Origin of the sequence: Streptomyces sp. NPDC048639, assembly GCF_043199075.1 — a bacterium.
GTDB lineage: Bacteria > Actinomycetota > Actinomycetes > Streptomycetales > Streptomycetaceae > Streptomyces.
In genome coordinates this window covers 58,010-71,557 of the sequence record NZ_JBICVP010000010.1, presented here as the reverse complement: position 1 = coordinate 71,557, position 13,548 = coordinate 58,010, and the positions used below count along the sequence as shown (strand labels likewise).

The window sequence follows — 13,548 nt, the reverse complement described above, 5'->3', positions numbered from 1 at the left end:
ATTCGCATCCGACGCACAGGGCCAAGGACGGCACCGGCGGCCGCCCCCGCCCGGCACACGGAAAGGGGCTGCCCGTACCGGAGTCGGACTTCCGGTACGGGCAGCCCCTTCCTCGTGTCGCACCATCGTCCGCACCACCCTCCGGCCGTGCCGCACCCCGCACGAGGGGCCTTCGAGCCGCCGGAGTTCTCAAAGCGCCGCAGCAGTTCCTTCAGCGCGGACATCCGGCGGGCAGAGCCGCGCGATCGCGGTCGTGGATCTCCACCCATGTACGGGGGCGCTGGCCCTGGTACCCCTTGGTGACACGCACCAGGTCCTGCTGGGCCGGCACCGCCGGAGGGCGAACGAGACTGCCGTCGGTGAACTTGAGCAGCTTCCTCAAGTGGCCGACGTCCGCCTGCCGGTGTCATGAGTCGAGAAGCCGGCAGAGTTCGATCTTGCTCGGTCGGGGTTCTCCACTGCTGGAGGGGCTGCTCAACGGGTTCGCGTCTGAGCGTGGGCAGGCAATCGGGAGCAGGTCCGGAGCTGCGTACGGCCTCCGTTCAGGGGCGGCGGCCCGCAAGGACGCAGAACTCGTTCCCCTCCGGGTCGGCAAGGGTGACCCAGCTCTCATCGCCGGTTTGGCCGACGTCGGCGTGTCGAGCCCCTAGGTCGAGCAGGCGACGGACCTCTTCGTCCTGTTCCCTGTCGCTCGGGTTGACGTCGATGTGAAGCCTGTTCTTGACGGTCTTGCCCTCGGGCACGTGCGCGAATGTCAACGTCGGTGGCACTGGGCCCAGGTGGTTCCTGCCTGCAGGCACCACAGGGGAGCCAATGGTGACAACTCCGTCGTCTTCGTCCTGCACCTCGTAGTCGAGGACCGAGCACCAGAACCGGGCGAGACCGCTGGGATCGGCACAGTCGATCGCGAGCTCGGTGAACTTACTGGCCATGTCAGGACCTTCCAGTCAGGTAGCGGGTCCGCCATGGGCCACACGCTAACCGCAGTGTTCGACAGCGAGGGGCGTTGGCATCGCCGCCGGTGGCACGGTAGAGATGTTCGTCCTTCAGCATGCCGAAGAGCCGCTCGACCACGCCGTCGGCCTGTCGGCTCTTCACCCGGGTGCGGATGTGACGGAACAGCGGGTCGTCGGCGGGCGAAGGCGTCAGCGAATCCCCCGTCGCCTCCGCGAGAGCGAACTTCAACTGCTCGTACGCATGGCGCAGCCGCCCTCAACTCAGCCTCATGCCGGAACATTTGACTCACTCCACCGTGCATCGTGGAGGACGGCGAACACGACCCACCGGTAGGCACACCTCCGACTTCGCGAGCCCGAACTCCCCATCGCATCAGGGCAGTTGGACGGTCACCACAGACGCCGAGCAGCCACTACTCAATTTCGCGCCACGGCAGGGCAGCCCTCGCATGGGAACGTATGTTTGATTCGCTTACCGACGACACCAACCCCGACACGGGAGCAGAGCATGAAGATTTCCAACCGGGCGTCAGCGCCTGTCTGGGCCGACCTGTCCGCCACCGACGTACCCGCCGCGAAGGCCTTCTACGAGGGGCTGTTCGGCTGGTCCGCTGATGAAGCGCCGTCCGAGGAGGCCGGTGGCTACGGAATGTTCGTCCTGGCCGGGAAGCAGGTCGGCGGATTCGGCCCCTGCATGTCCCCGGAAGCCCCGACCGCCTGGCTGGTGTACTTCCAGGTCGACGACGCCGACGCCGTGGCGACCAAGGTGACCCAGAACGGCGGAACGGTCGTCGCCGCCCCCATGGACGTCCTGGACGCGGGCCGGATGGCCGTCTTCACCGACCCCGAGGGCGCCGTCTTCGGGGTCTGGCAGCCGCGCGAGCACACGGGCTTCGGAGTCATCGACGAGCCGGGCAGCGTGTGCTGGTTCGAGCTGATGGCCCGGGACAGCGACAAGGCCAAGTCCTTCTATGCCGCGGTCTTCGGCTGGGAAGGGCAGACCAACCCCGCGGGCCCCAGCGAGTACACAGAATGGCAGCTCGACGGGACGTCGTTCAGCGGCATGATGCGCATGAACGAGGACTTCCCGCCCGAGCTGCCGGCTCACTGGATGGTCTATGTCGCCGTGGAGGACTGCGACGCCGCGGCGGCCAGGGCCACCGAGCTCGGCGGCAAGGTCGGCGTGCCGCCGACCGACGTTCCGCCTGGCCGGTTCTGCATCATCAACGACCCGCAGGGCGGCACGATCTCCCTCATCGCACTGAGCGAGGGCCACTGAGCGGACGTACGAGCGCGGGGCCGGCCGGAGGTCAGCCGACCGGCCCCGCCTGCCGGCGATGCGCTGCCGGGGAAGGCGCACCGCCGTGTGCCACCGACGCCCGTCAAGCGGACGCGTGGCAGGTGAGTTGGACCTGAGCCGCCCCGTGGTGGTGGTAGTTGTTGCCGTTCTCGTCCCAGTTGTAGCCGGTGCCGACCAGCCGCACCGCGATGCTGCCGTCCCGTACGGGGAAGGTGCCTCCCTCGACGAGCCGTCCGCGGTTGGAGATCTGGTCGACCGAGAACGTGTAGTCGGAGTCGTACAGCTCGTCCGGGTCGTGGAAGACCTCGTAGTAGGAGGGACTGCCGGCCACGTCGCGGGGGTTGGAGCCCTCCGGTACGTAGACGGAGATGGTGCAGACATCGGAGTCCTCGCCGGGCGACCACCACCACACCGCGCGGTTGTGCCCGTCGTCGTTGTTGCCCGACATGGGCATCGCGGTGAACGAACCGTTGCAGCCGCTGCCGGTGTAGCCGCCCGAACTGAGGGTGTACCAGCCCTCGATGCCGTTGGAGGAGCGGTTCAGTTCCCGGTAACCGCCCCCGGCGGGCGTCGGGCAGCCGGGCCCCGCCCACGCTGTGTACGTGGCCGGCTTCTCCGAGGGCTCCGGAGGCTTGGGCGGCCTGGGCGACGGCGAGCGACGGGGGGACTTGGACGCACTCGGGGACGCCGACGGGGACTTGGAGGGGGACTTCTTCTCGGGGGCCCTGCCCGTCGGCAGGACGAGCGTCGGCTTGGGGCCGGCACGCAGCCCGGTGTCCGCCACCTCGTCCGTACGCCCCACCGGCCCGGACACCCACGGAGAACTCACCAGCAGACCCAGCCCGGCGAGGATGAGCACGGCGCCCAGAGCGATCCACCACCGGTACTGGGCGTCATGGAACGCCTTCCGGCCTCCGCCCTCCCACATCTTCTGCCCGGCCCAGCACGAACACGGCTTTCCCGAGAGGGTTATTCCGCGGTCGCCGCATCGTTGACATGACATCGAATATTCCCCTGATACGCCACGAGCACTCGAACTCACCCTGACCGCTGGTTCGCAGCGACACTAGAGGTGACCGCCGGGTAAAGGTAGAGCTGCGATCGATCCGCCGGAAGAGTAGCGCACGGAATCTCTCCCCCAGCCTCCGTATGACGCACAACGAGGATTCTCGGAAAGCCCTCGCGGAAGCGGATTCTCGGCCCAACACCACGGTATCCGTGACGGGTTGGACCGGATTCGCCGAGACGTGTTCGGGGAGTTCGCACCACATGTCACCTCCCCACCGAAACCGCACCATGAACGACGGACTCCATAGAGCGATCAATTCGCCCATGCGACGCCATTCCCGGCCACGCGCGGTGGGCAGGACCCACGCCCGGCGTGCGCCCTGCGCCTGCCGCGACAGACGGCTTCTGGCTCATCAGTGCAGGTGATACGGGGTTCCGGTGCGGGAATGCGCCGGGCCGGCGACCGGACGGCACACGGCAGAACGGCCGCCGCCTCCGTATCGCCGCGTACGGCCCGGCAACGCTCCCCTCCTCCGGGCGCTTACCCGGATGTGAATGTGAGTAGCGATTACTCCTTGAACTCCCGGCCTCATGCTCTACAGTCCGGGAAAGGAGCCGCTTCCAGTTCCATGGCCCATCACGTCGCGTCCCGGATCTCGCCGGTCACCGGTTCTCCGTACCTGCGTTCCGGCGATTTTTCTCTGCACGAGCGGAGAATCATCCCGACGGCTTTCCGTCATGGGGACAAGCGGCCGGGACAACGCGCGGTGCGCATCCATTGCATTGGCGCGGAGCGGAGAAGCAGGAACGGGCGTTCTCCGAAGCGTACGGCTGCGCGCAATCGGCGACCGGGAATCCTTGAGCCTTTTCCGACGTCAGCCTGAGCAGGGCACGTGCAGGGTGAGGACGGCCTGAACGTGTGCGGTGATGCGGGTGGTGCCGCACCGCTCCCTGGGCGAGGAAAACCGGTCGCGCCCCGTGAAGTGAGCCGTTAGCTTCCGCCTGAGCGCAGTGAGGCGCGAGACGCCACCGCGAAGGGGCCGGGCATGGAGATCGAGAGCGCGCGAACCGACCGTTTGGGCTTGCTGCTCGACCAGTTCGACCAGGCCAGGGAGATGGCACAGGTGCGGCTGGCGGGGCTCGGCGACGAGGAGTACCTGTGGGAGCCGGCGCCCGGTTGCTGGTCGATCCGGCGCCGGGGCGAGGCGGCGACGCCCAGGGCCTTCGGCCCGGGCGAGTGGGTGCTCGACCTGGGCGACCCGGACATTCCGGCGAACGAGTACGCCGAGGTTGCCCGGCAGGCCGCCGGCGGCATGACCGTCGCCAAGATCGCCGATGACTGGAGCGTGAGTGTCGAGCGGGTCGAGCAGATCCTCACCCACACCGGTACACCGGAGCCCGACGAAACGCCGGTCACCACCATCGCGTGGCGACTGGGGCATCTGCACTTCTGCTTCGCCGGCGGATGGGAGTGGACCTTCGGTGAACGACGGCACGAGCCGAAGCTGCTGGTCGACTTCACCCCCTCCGCCGCCTCGGCGCTCGAGCGGTTCTGGGCGCTGATCGACCGCTGGCGCGACAGTGTCGCCGCGACCACCGACGAGCAGCTCGACACGGTCGGCTTCTCGCAGTACCCGTACGGCTCCGACCCCGACGACCCCTTCATCACCGTGCTGTCGGGGGCCAACCTCGAATTCATCCACCACATGGCCGAGATCGCGTTGCTCCGCGACCTGTGGCGGGCCCGCTCCACCTGAGTCGAAGAAGGTTCAGTGACTCGGAATGGTCGCTGGGGGCGGCGCTGCGGGACGACCCGGATGCGGGCGCGCAGGCGGCGGCCGCAAGAGCCCGCCCAGCCGGAGCTGCGTCCGGCCTCCACCGGTCCTCGCGCCTCCTACGGCGCCCCCTCCCACGGCGCCCCTACGGACTCCCGTCGCTTCCGCAGACACCCGACTCCCACGCCCAGGCGGCGATCTCGACGCGGTTGCGTGCGGCCAGCTTGCGCTGGACGTTGGCGAGGTGCGTCTTGACCGTGGACAACGTCACGTAGAGCTCGGCGGCCAGTTCCTCGTTGGTACGGCCGCGGGCGACGAGGCGGACGACATCCAGTTCGCGCTGGGTCAGCGGCTCGGCCGGACGGACGGGTCCGTCACCTCCCCCGCCGCGCACCGGTGGTTCGGCCGTCCGGCTGCGGTGAGGGGCCATGTGCGCGAGCAGTCGGACCGTGATCGACGGTGAGATCAGGGAGTTGCCCGCGGCGGCGGCGCGTACGGCCTCCGTGAGCAGTCCGGGGGCTCCGTCCTTGAGCAGAAAGCCGCAGGCGCCGTTGCGCAGCGCGGTGTAGACGTACTCGTCGAGATCGAAGGTGGTGGCGATGAGCACGTTCATCGGGTCCCGCACGCCGGGGCCGGCGAGCAGCCTGGTGACCTCCAGGCCGTCCATCTTCGGCATCCGGATGTCCACCAGGCAGACATCGGGCCGTACGCGCCGGGCCTCGGAGACGGCCGCCGTCCCGTCGGCCGTCTCCGCCACGACCTCGATGTCCGGCTGGGAGTCGAGGATCATGCGGAACGCGGCACGGACCATGGGCTGGTCGTCGGCGAGGAGGACCCGAATCGTCATGGAGGACATGATCGCAAGGGGAATGCCCGGCGGTCAGTGCGAGGTGAGGGTGTCCAACGGCAGGACCGCGTGGACGTGCCATCCTCCGCCCGGACGCTCCCCCGCGGTGATCCGTCCGCCGATCCCCTCGACCCGTTCGCCGAGTCCGACGAGTCCGTATCCGCCGCCGGCCGCCCGGTCGCCCCGCGCCCCGTCCTCGTGCGAATGGGTGCCTTCGTGCGGACGGCCACCTGCGTGCGTACGCCCGCGCTCGTCACTGCGCCGGCCGTCGTCGGTCACCGACACCTCCAGGCGGTCGGGCACCTCGGGGTGGGGCGCGACGCTGACCTCCACATGCGTCGCGCCCACCGCGTGCTTCCGCGCATTGGTGAGCGACTCCTGCACGACGCTGTAGACGGTCGTGGCGACCTCCGGCGGCACCGGCCTGTCGGACACCCGCGGATCGACGGTCAGCGTGGCGGGCGGTCCCGCGACCGAGAACTTCTCCGTGAGCGTCCGCAGACCACCCAGGTCTCCGGCGGGGCGCGTCGCTGCGGGCACGGCCGGATCCCGCAGGACGGACACCATGGCGCGCATCGATCCCAGCGCCTGGGCTCCGGCCTGCTCGATCTGGGCCAGCATGCGGTCCAGGTCCTCAGGACTCTGGGCGTGGCCTGCGTCCGCCGTGAAGCGCGCGGCCTTGGTCTGGGCGACGATCGCCGTGACGTGGTGGGCGACGAAGTCGTGCAACTCGCGGGCGTACTCCAGGCGTTGGGCCTGGCGGACGTCCTCGATCTCCCGGGCACGCGTGGTGTCGCGCAGGCGCAGCGCCAGTCCGAGGATCACCGTGAACGGCACGGCGCAGACGGCGATGAAGGTGATCAGGAGATAGAGGTTCTCGTCCCAGTAGTCGATCCGCAGGGGGAGGATCACCGCCGCGCAGGCCGCCGCCGCTGACAGTCCGATCGCCTTCAGAGGACGGTTGCGACGCACGGTACGGGTGATCACCAGCAGCAGCGCGCACAGCTCCACCATCCCCGGCGTGTTCTCGGGGCGCCGGGCGACCTGCGTCTCGACGAGCGTCAGAGCGCAGGACGCCGCCGCGGCGGCCGAGACGCACTGCCAGAACCAGCGCTCCGGCGCGAAGAGAGCAAGAAGCGACAAGGCGCCGGTGACGACCGTCGCCGCCACCACGGCCACGTAGGGCGCGTTGAGGCCCTCGAGCACGACCAGGGCGAGCAGCCCCGCACCGACCAGGCAGATGAGGGCTCGCTGGGTACGGGATCGAGCCCGGAACGCGGCAATCATGCAGGTCACGCTACGGCAGGCGCCTCCCCTCCCACCTCGGCCGTTCGGCCGAGGGAGGCGGCTCCCCCTTCGGTATTCCGGTGGATCCGCGGGAGGGGTGCGACGCAGCAGCATCGGGACCGGTCCGGTGGGACGGCCGCGGCAAGGCCGTCGCCGAACCGCCGGTCCTCCGTCCGAGTCCGGCCGTCCGGCCGTCCGAACCCAGGGATCCCTTCGGAGCCGAAGGGTCGAGCCCTTCGGCTGCGAACCGTCCCGAGAACGTCATGCAGGAGCGATGTGCGATGAGCCAGCGATGGGACGCCCCGGCGTCCTCCCCCAGGTCCGGTGCGGTGGTCGCCGCCGGCCACCAGCTGACCAAGGTCTACGGCGAGGGAGAGACCGCGGTGACGGCTCTGGGCGGTGTGTCGGCCACGTTCGTCTCCGGGGAGTTCACCGCGATCATGGGCCCTTCGGGGTCGGGCAAGTCGACGTTCATGCACTGCCTCGCCGGTCTCGACACCCCTACCTCCGGCAGCGCGTGGATCGGCGACACCGACCTCGGCTCCCTCGACGAAGCCCGGCTCACCAGGCTGCGGCGCGAACGCATCGGCTTCGTCTTCCAGTCGTTCAACCTCCTGCCCACGCTCACGGCGCTGGAGAACATCACCCTCCCCTGCGACCTGGCCGGGATCTCCCCCGATCAGGCGTGGCTGCGGGAGCTCATCAACACCCTGGGCCTGTCCGACCGCCTGGGCCACCGCCCGGACCAGCTCTCCGGCGGCCAGCAGCAGCGGGTGGCCTGCGCCCGGGCACTCGCGTCGCGCCCCGCGATCGTCTTCGCCGACGAGCCCACCGGCAACCTCGACTCCCGGGCGGGCGCCCAGGTCCTGTCGTTTCTGCAGATGTCCGCGGCGATGCTCGGCCAGACGGTCGTGATGGTCACCCATGACCCGGTCGCAGCCGCGTACGCCGACCGTGCGCTCTTCCTGGCCGACGGCCGCCTCGTCCACGAGATGGCGAACCCCAGCGCGTCCGAGGTGCTGGAGCAGATGAAGGCCTTCGACGCCGGGCAGCAGGCCGCCCGATGAGAACCGGTCGGAACGCGTACGGCCCGCAGGCGGACGGCCGGTACACGGAAAGCCGGTACGCGGAGGCGACCTCGCAGGCCGGAACCGCGTCACACACCGGGTCCGCGCCGCACGCCGGAACCGCGTCACACACCCGGTCGCCGCACGCCGAGCCCCCATCCCCAAAGGGGCCCGCCGCACCCCGCCCCCACCCCTCGCCCCGGAGGTCCGCCATGCTCCGTACCGCCCTGCGCACCCTGCGCTCGCACCGCCTCCGGTTCGCGCTGCCCGCACTCGCCGTCGTGCTCGGTGTCGCTTTCGTGACCGGATCCCTGATCTACGGCGACTCCGTCGGCACGGCCATCGCCAAGGCTCAGGCCAACTCCCAGCCCGATGTGTCCGTTGCTGTGCGGCCCGCTGATTCCACGCGGGACACCGCGTCGCGCTCCTCCGGCAGGCCACCCCGTCTCGACGACGCGCTGCTGAGGCGCCTCCGCGACGTGCCCGGGGCCGCAGCGGCGCGGGGCACCGTCGAGGGCCGCTCGTTCCTGGCGGGTTCGGACGGCACGCTCGTCGGCGACCTGTACGAGTCCGCGGGCGTCAACTACGTCCCGGGCCCTGGCGGCAAGGACCCCCGCTACCACCTCACCGCCGGTCGCGGCCCGCGCGCCTCCGGGGAGATCGCCGTCGACAAGGCGGCGGCGGAACGTTCCGGTCATCGAGTCGGGGACACCGTCCGTATCGTCGTGAACGGCACGGCCCGCGACGCCCGCGTCGTCGGAGTCCTCACCGCCGAGGACAGCCGCCTCGCCTCCGGCGGCACGCTCACCGCGTTCGACACCGCCACCGCGCTGCGGCAGTTCGCCCCTGCCCCGGGCAACTACACGGCGATCACGCTGACCGCTGCCGAGGGGACCTCCGAGACCCAACTGGCCGAACGTGCGGAGGAGTTGCTGCCGCGGGGACTCGAGGCGGTCACGTCGGCGGAGCTGGAGAGCGCCGCCACGGCCGCCTCCGACGAGAAGCTGACCATGCTGCTGCTGAGCTTCGCGGGCGTCGCCCTGTTCGTCTCCACCTTCCTCGTCGCCAACACCTTCACCATGCTGAGCGCCGCCCGCGCCCGCGAACACGCCCTGCTCCGCGCCGTCGGTGCCACCCGGCGGTATGTGATGTGCCAGGTGCTGACCGAAGCGGCGGTCGTCGGGGCGGTCGCGTCGGTCGTGGGCTACGCCCTGGGCATCGGCGTCGCGGTCCTGCTGAACACCCTGTTCGGCGCCGCGGGCGGCACCAGCGCCCCGCTCCGGTTCCTCGAACCCACGCCCGTACTGGCCGCCTCCGGCGTCGGCATCGGCGTGACCATGATGGCGGCCTACCTTCCGGCCCGACGCGCGGCGTCCGTCTCCCCGGTGGCGGCGCTGCGGACGAGCCGCCCGCCCACGCCCGCGTCGCTGCGCCGCCGCGGTGTCGTCGGCGTCGCCGTCACCGGGCTCGGAGTGCTGCTGCTCTGGGCGGCCACCGGGGACGAGAACCTCCTCTACGGCGCCGTGCCGGTCCTCCTCGTCGGCCTGATCGTCCTCACCCCGCTCATCGCACTCGGCGTGACCCGCCTGCTCCGGACTCCGCTGCGGCGGCTCGCGGGGATCCGCGGCAAGCTCGCGGTGGAGAACGCCCGGCGCAATCCGCGGCGTACGGCGGCCACCGCCGCGACACTCATGGTCGGTCTCGCCATGGTCACCGCCGTCACGGTCGTCGTGGCATCGATCAGCCGCATGGACGAGGAGGAGGCCGACCGTGCCATGGCCTCGGACCTGCGCATCACGGCCGTCGACTTCGGGGAGGTCGGGGGCGATGCCGCCGACCGCGTCGCACGCCTCCCGGACGCCGCCGCCGTCACCCCCGTCGTCAACACCGAGATCCGGCTCCCCGGCGACAGCACACTCCCCGCGACGGCCGTCACGCCCGGCACGGTGGAGCGTCTGGCCCCCATCACCCTCCGCGAGGGTTCCCTGGAGCGTCTGGACCGCGGCATCGCGGTCGACGAAGAGACCGCCGCCGTCCACCACTTGAGGCTCGGGAGCCGCGTCACGGGCACCGTCGCCGGTACCGGACGGAAGACAGCCCTTCCCGTCGTCGCTGTCTACGAGGGCAAGGATTTCGCGCCCGCGCTGATCTCCCACGCCAGGCTGCCGCGCGCCGCCGGTGCCGACGACCGGCCGCTCATCGCCTCGGTCCTCGTCGACGCCGACCGCGGCCGCACGGCCGCACTCCAGCGCGACATCCGGCGTACGCTCGACAACCCCGCACTCCTGGTGCAGGACCGCGCCGAGGTGCGCAAGGCGGCGAGCGGCGACACGGCCGAATTCCTGAACATCATGTACGCCATGCTCAGCGTCACCGTCCTGATCGGTGCCCTGGGGGTGGTCAACACGATGGGCATGGCCGTCTCCGAACGCCTGCGGGAGATCGGCATGTTGCGCGCTCTCGGACTCGACCGCCGACGGCTCGCCTCCGTCCTGCGCATCGAGTCGGTGACCATCTCCCTCCTCGGGTCGGCCCTCGGCCTCGTCGCGGGCGGCGCGATCGGCATGGCCGCCGTCCTCACGCGGAGCGGCGTCCCGCTGGTCGTCCCCTGGGACCGGGCGGTCCTGTGCTTCGCCGCCACGGCCGCGATCGGCGTCCTCGCCTCACTGTGGCCGGGGCGCCAGGCGATGGCCGTCCCGATGCTGAAGGCGATGGGCTCGGACACGGAGTAGCTCGTACACGAAGCCGGGAGGGGCCGGGCACGGCGTGGACACCACGCACCGTGCCCGGCCCCCCGCGTACGTCCGCCGGGAACCCCGCCTCCGGGGCCCGGGTCCCGGCAGGTCCGCTTCCGACTGAACACGGACCCGGTGCCGGACCGTACTTGTCGGCAGGCGGTGGTCGCCGCCGAGCCGCTCGAGGAGGTCGCACACGGATGTCCGCTCATCGCGCCATGGCCACAGCCGCGCTCATCGGCAGCACGCCGGTGCTCCTTCTCGCGGTCGGCGCCGGACCCGCCTGGGCGCACGGTGCCCCGACCGATCCGGTCAGCCGGGTGGCCGCATGCGGCAGGGAGGGCGGCTCCGCCGGTTCGGCCGCGTGTACGGCGGCTGCCCGCGCGAGCGGTGGAGGCGCGGCCTTCAAGGAGTGGGACAACCTGCGCGTTCCCAATGTGGCCGGGCGGGATCGCCGGATGATCCCGGACGGAAAGCTGTGCAGCGCGGGCATCGACGCGTACAAGGGCCTCGACCTTCCGCGCGCGGACTGGCCCGCCGGCAGATTCAAGGCCGGGACGCCCTTCACCATGACCTACGCGTCGACCATCCCCCACGAAGGCACGTTCAGCGTCTACCTCACCAAGTCCGGCTACGACCCGAAGAAGCCCCTGACATGGGACGACCTGGACGCCAAGCCGTTCCTCACCGCCAAGGACCCGGTGCTGCGCGACGGCGCCTACCGTCTTCGGGGCGAGCTGCCCGCCGGACGCACCGGGCGGCACCTCATGTACACGGTGTGGCGCAACACCGGTACACCGGACACGTACTACTCGTGCTCCGACGTCCTCCTCACCGGCGGCAGTTCGGGCGCGGGCGCGGACAGCGGTGCGGGCGCTGAGGCGGGGCGCGGCGCGGGAGCGTCGGGCAAGGACGGGCAGGAGCAGAAGAAGGAGAAGCAGCGGAAGAAGCAGGACGGCGCCACCGCGCGGCCCACGACGGAGGAACCGTCGGACCCACCCGCCCCGTCCGGGAGCGAACCGGCGGCGCGGCCCGCGTCCGCCACGGACGACGCCGGTGGCGTACCCGTCCTGCCGATCGCGGTCGCGGCGGCCGCGGCTCTCGCCGCCGCCGGCGCGGCGGGCGCCTACTCCCGGCAGCGGCGGCGCTCCCGCTGAACCGGTGCCGGAATCGGCCCACTCGGCGGCGACCCGCTCGGCGGGGCCGCGCTCAGCGGCGACCCGCTCGATTGCGGGGATGCTGCCGGGCCATGCGTTCGTTGCCGTGCTTGTATGCGCCGGTCCAACGCGCCATGACCAACTGCGGGTCGCCCGAGGCGACTTCGTCCAGGAACATCCGGGCGCGCGAGCCGCGCAGGGTGGCCGCGACCGCACGGCGGTGGGTCACCACGACGGTTCCGTCCGCCCGCTCGTCGTACGCGAGTCCTGATGGCCTCGGCATACGGCCCTCCCCCTCCCGGTACACGGCCCCGCGGCCGACGTCACCCGGCCGCAACGGTCGCACCGCCCGTGCGCACCGGCAACGGAATATCGGCCGGCCGGTCGTCGCGAGTGGCGGCGTCCGCGGCACCGCATGTGCGCACGGACCGCCCGCGGAAGGTCAGTTGGCTTCGGTGGGCGGCACGGCCGGAGTGCGGCGCGGCGGCGGGAAGGTGTACAGCTCGAGGATGTCGGGCTGCGCCGCGATACCGGGGCCGCCGGCCCGGACCCAGGCGACGATGTCCTCGGTCGCGGCATCGTCGTTGACCAGGCCGAGCCAGACGGGCCGGGCACCTGCGGCGCGGGCCGCGGCCGAGGGCTGCACGACGATCACGTTGGCCCGTTCGCAGACGTCCAGGCACTCGGAGACCCGTACGGGCGCCGCCTCGGCAAGGCGGGCGGCTTGCTCCGCGTGGTCGACACCGGTGACCTTGGGGCTGCCGCAGCAGCAGTCCCGGCAGACGACGATCCGGCACGGCGCCGGAGCGGCGGACGACGGCTCCTGGATCGCAGACGGCTCTGCGACCGGCGACCGCTCCGCGGTCCGCGACGGCTGCGCGAGCGTTGATGGCTGCGCGAGCGTTGATGGCTGCGCGAGCGTTGATGGCTGCGCGAGCGTTGATGGCTGCGCGAGCGTTACCGGCTCGGCGACCGTTACCGACTCGGCGACCGTTACCGACTCGGCGACCGTTGCCGACTCCGCGAGCGCTGACGGCTCCGCGACGGGCGAGGGTTCCGCGACCATGGATTCTTGCGTGGGCATTCCGACCCGACCTCCTCCTGGGGAGATCCGCCCCAGCTCCTTCGAGGAGGCGACCGCGTGAGTCTCCTGGCTCTCGGTTCGTTGCTCGTCCCGGCCTTCCCACCCGCACGCGGGTCGTGGCCTGTTCGGGATCCGCTCGCCGATCACAGTGGCGGGACCGCGCCGGATTCACACCGGCTTCCTCGTTCCGCCGTCGCCCTGTTCGCCCGCCATCATCGCAGAGGACATCGCGTCGCTCGACGGGGCACCGGACCTCCGGTCGTACAGGATCCGGGTAACGGGTCGTTCGGATACGGCAGTCCCCGGCCGCCGCCGGTCGCACACCGGCCGGG

At 71.1% G+C, this 13,548-nt stretch carries 12 protein-coding genes and 1 riboswitch; of the genes, 5 read left to right on the top strand and 7 right to left on the bottom strand.

Features of this window, described 5'->3' with window-relative positions; all coding sequences use genetic code 11:
• Positions 1 to 211: 211 nt before the first annotated feature.
• Entirely contained in the window at positions 212 to 382 is a 171-nt protein-coding gene (locus tag ACGFNH_RS26245; RefSeq protein ID WP_393657709.1) for a hypothetical protein, read from the bottom strand.
• A 160-nt stretch (positions 383 to 542) separates the two neighbouring features.
• The gene (locus ACGFNH_RS26240) at positions 543 to 932 is read right to left on the bottom strand and encodes a VOC family protein (protein WP_393657707.1); all 390 of its coding nucleotides are present in this window, start codon (positions 930 to 932) and stop codon (positions 543 to 545) included.
• Between the two features lie 532 nt (positions 933 to 1,464).
• Here ACGFNH_RS26240 and ACGFNH_RS26235 point away from each other — a divergent pair.
• Positions 1,465 to 2,235, top strand: coding sequence for a VOC family protein (locus ACGFNH_RS26235; RefSeq protein ID WP_393657705.1), 771 nt, complete (start codon positions 1,465 to 1,467; stop codon positions 2,233 to 2,235).
• A 103-nt stretch (positions 2,236 to 2,338) separates the two neighbouring features.
• Here ACGFNH_RS26235 and ACGFNH_RS26230 read toward each other — a convergent pair whose 3' ends face one another.
• Positions 2,339 to 3,184 carry a hypothetical protein gene (locus ACGFNH_RS26230; RefSeq protein WP_393657703.1) on the bottom strand — a complete coding sequence of 282 codons (846 nt, stop codon included), beginning with the start codon at positions 3,182 to 3,184 and terminating at the stop codon, positions 2,339 to 2,341.
• A gap of 1,126 nt (positions 3,185 to 4,310) precedes the next feature.
• On the opposite strand from ACGFNH_RS26230, the gene ACGFNH_RS26225 reads away from it, so the two are divergent.
• Positions 4,311 to 5,021, top strand: coding sequence for a DinB family protein (locus ACGFNH_RS26225; RefSeq protein ID WP_393657701.1), 711 nt, complete (start codon positions 4,311 to 4,313; stop codon positions 5,019 to 5,021).
• A 163-nt stretch (positions 5,022 to 5,184) separates the two neighbouring features.
• On the opposite strand, the gene ACGFNH_RS26220 is transcribed toward ACGFNH_RS26225, so the two are convergent.
• Positions 5,185 to 5,895, bottom strand: coding sequence for a response regulator (locus ACGFNH_RS26220; protein ID WP_393657699.1), 711 nt, complete (start codon positions 5,893 to 5,895; stop codon positions 5,185 to 5,187).
• Between the two features lie 24 nt (positions 5,896 to 5,919).
• Positions 5,920 to 7,173 (bottom strand): sensor histidine kinase, encoded by a 1,254-nt coding sequence (locus ACGFNH_RS26215; protein WP_393657697.1) that lies wholly within the window; start codon positions 7,171 to 7,173, stop codon positions 5,920 to 5,922.
• 281 nt (positions 7,174 to 7,454) lie between these two features.
• Here ACGFNH_RS26215 and ACGFNH_RS26210 point away from each other — a divergent pair, with 281 nt between their 5' ends.
• The 3 genes from ACGFNH_RS26210 (at position 7,455) to ACGFNH_RS26200 (ending at position 12,132) form a co-directional block, all read left to right on the top strand.
• On the top strand, positions 7,455 to 8,240 hold the full coding sequence (locus ACGFNH_RS26210; protein WP_393657695.1) for an ABC transporter ATP-binding protein: 786 nt from the start codon (positions 7,455 to 7,457) through the stop codon (positions 8,238 to 8,240).
• Between the two features lie 212 nt (positions 8,241 to 8,452).
• Positions 8,453 to 10,972, top strand: coding sequence for an ABC transporter permease (locus tag ACGFNH_RS26205; RefSeq protein ID WP_393658030.1), 2,520 nt, complete (start codon positions 8,453 to 8,455; stop codon positions 10,970 to 10,972).
• Between the two features lie 203 nt (positions 10,973 to 11,175).
• Positions 11,176 to 12,132, top strand: a complete 957-nt coding sequence (locus tag ACGFNH_RS26200; protein WP_393657693.1) for a lytic polysaccharide monooxygenase — start codon at positions 11,176 to 11,178, stop codon at positions 12,130 to 12,132.
• Between the two features lie 52 nt (positions 12,133 to 12,184).
• Here ACGFNH_RS26200 and ACGFNH_RS26195 read toward each other — a convergent pair whose 3' ends face one another.
• A complete protein-coding gene (locus ACGFNH_RS26195) occupies positions 12,185 to 12,415 on the bottom strand; it encodes a hypothetical protein (RefSeq protein ID WP_393657691.1) in 231 nt (76 codons plus the stop codon).
• Positions 12,416 to 12,574: 159 nt separating this feature from the next.
• Positions 12,575 to 12,961, bottom strand: a complete 387-nt coding sequence (locus tag ACGFNH_RS26190) for a (2Fe-2S) ferredoxin domain-containing protein (protein ID WP_393658028.1) — start codon at positions 12,959 to 12,961, stop codon at positions 12,575 to 12,577.
• A 314-nt stretch (positions 12,962 to 13,275) separates the two neighbouring features.
• Positions 13,276 to 13,403, bottom strand: a riboswitch (cobalamin riboswitch).
• Between the last annotated feature and the right edge of the window lie 145 nt (positions 13,404 to 13,548).

Coding starts and splice junctions, on each gene's coding strand:
- ACGFNH_RS26240 (WP_393657707.1), bottom strand. CDS start 932: ATGGCCAGTAAGTTCACCGAGCTCGCGATCGACTGTGCCGATCCCAGC.
- ACGFNH_RS26225 (WP_393657701.1), top strand. CDS start 4,311: ATGGAGATCGAGAGCGCGCGAACCGACCGTTTGGGCTTGCTGCTCGAC.
- ACGFNH_RS26235 (WP_393657705.1), top strand. CDS start 1,465: ATGAAGATTTCCAACCGGGCGTCAGCGCCTGTCTGGGCCGACCTGTCC.
- ACGFNH_RS26215 (WP_393657697.1), bottom strand. CDS start 7,173: ATGATTGCCGCGTTCCGGGCTCGATCCCGTACCCAGCGAGCCCTCATC.
- ACGFNH_RS26210 (WP_393657695.1), top strand. CDS start 7,455: ATGAGCCAGCGATGGGACGCCCCGGCGTCCTCCCCCAGGTCCGGTGCG.
- ACGFNH_RS26195 (WP_393657691.1), bottom strand. CDS start 12,415: ATGCCGAGGCCATCAGGACTCGCGTACGACGAGCGGGCGGACGGAACC.
- ACGFNH_RS26220 (WP_393657699.1), bottom strand. CDS start 5,895: ATGTCCTCCATGACGATTCGGGTCCTCCTCGCCGACGACCAGCCCATG.
- ACGFNH_RS26200 (WP_393657693.1), top strand. CDS start 11,176: ATGTCCGCTCATCGCGCCATGGCCACAGCCGCGCTCATCGGCAGCACG.
- ACGFNH_RS26230 (WP_393657703.1), bottom strand. CDS start 3,184: ATGTGGGAGGGCGGAGGCCGGAAGGCGTTCCATGACGCCCAGTACCGG.
- ACGFNH_RS26205 (WP_393658030.1), top strand. CDS start 8,453: ATGCTCCGTACCGCCCTGCGCACCCTGCGCTCGCACCGCCTCCGGTTC.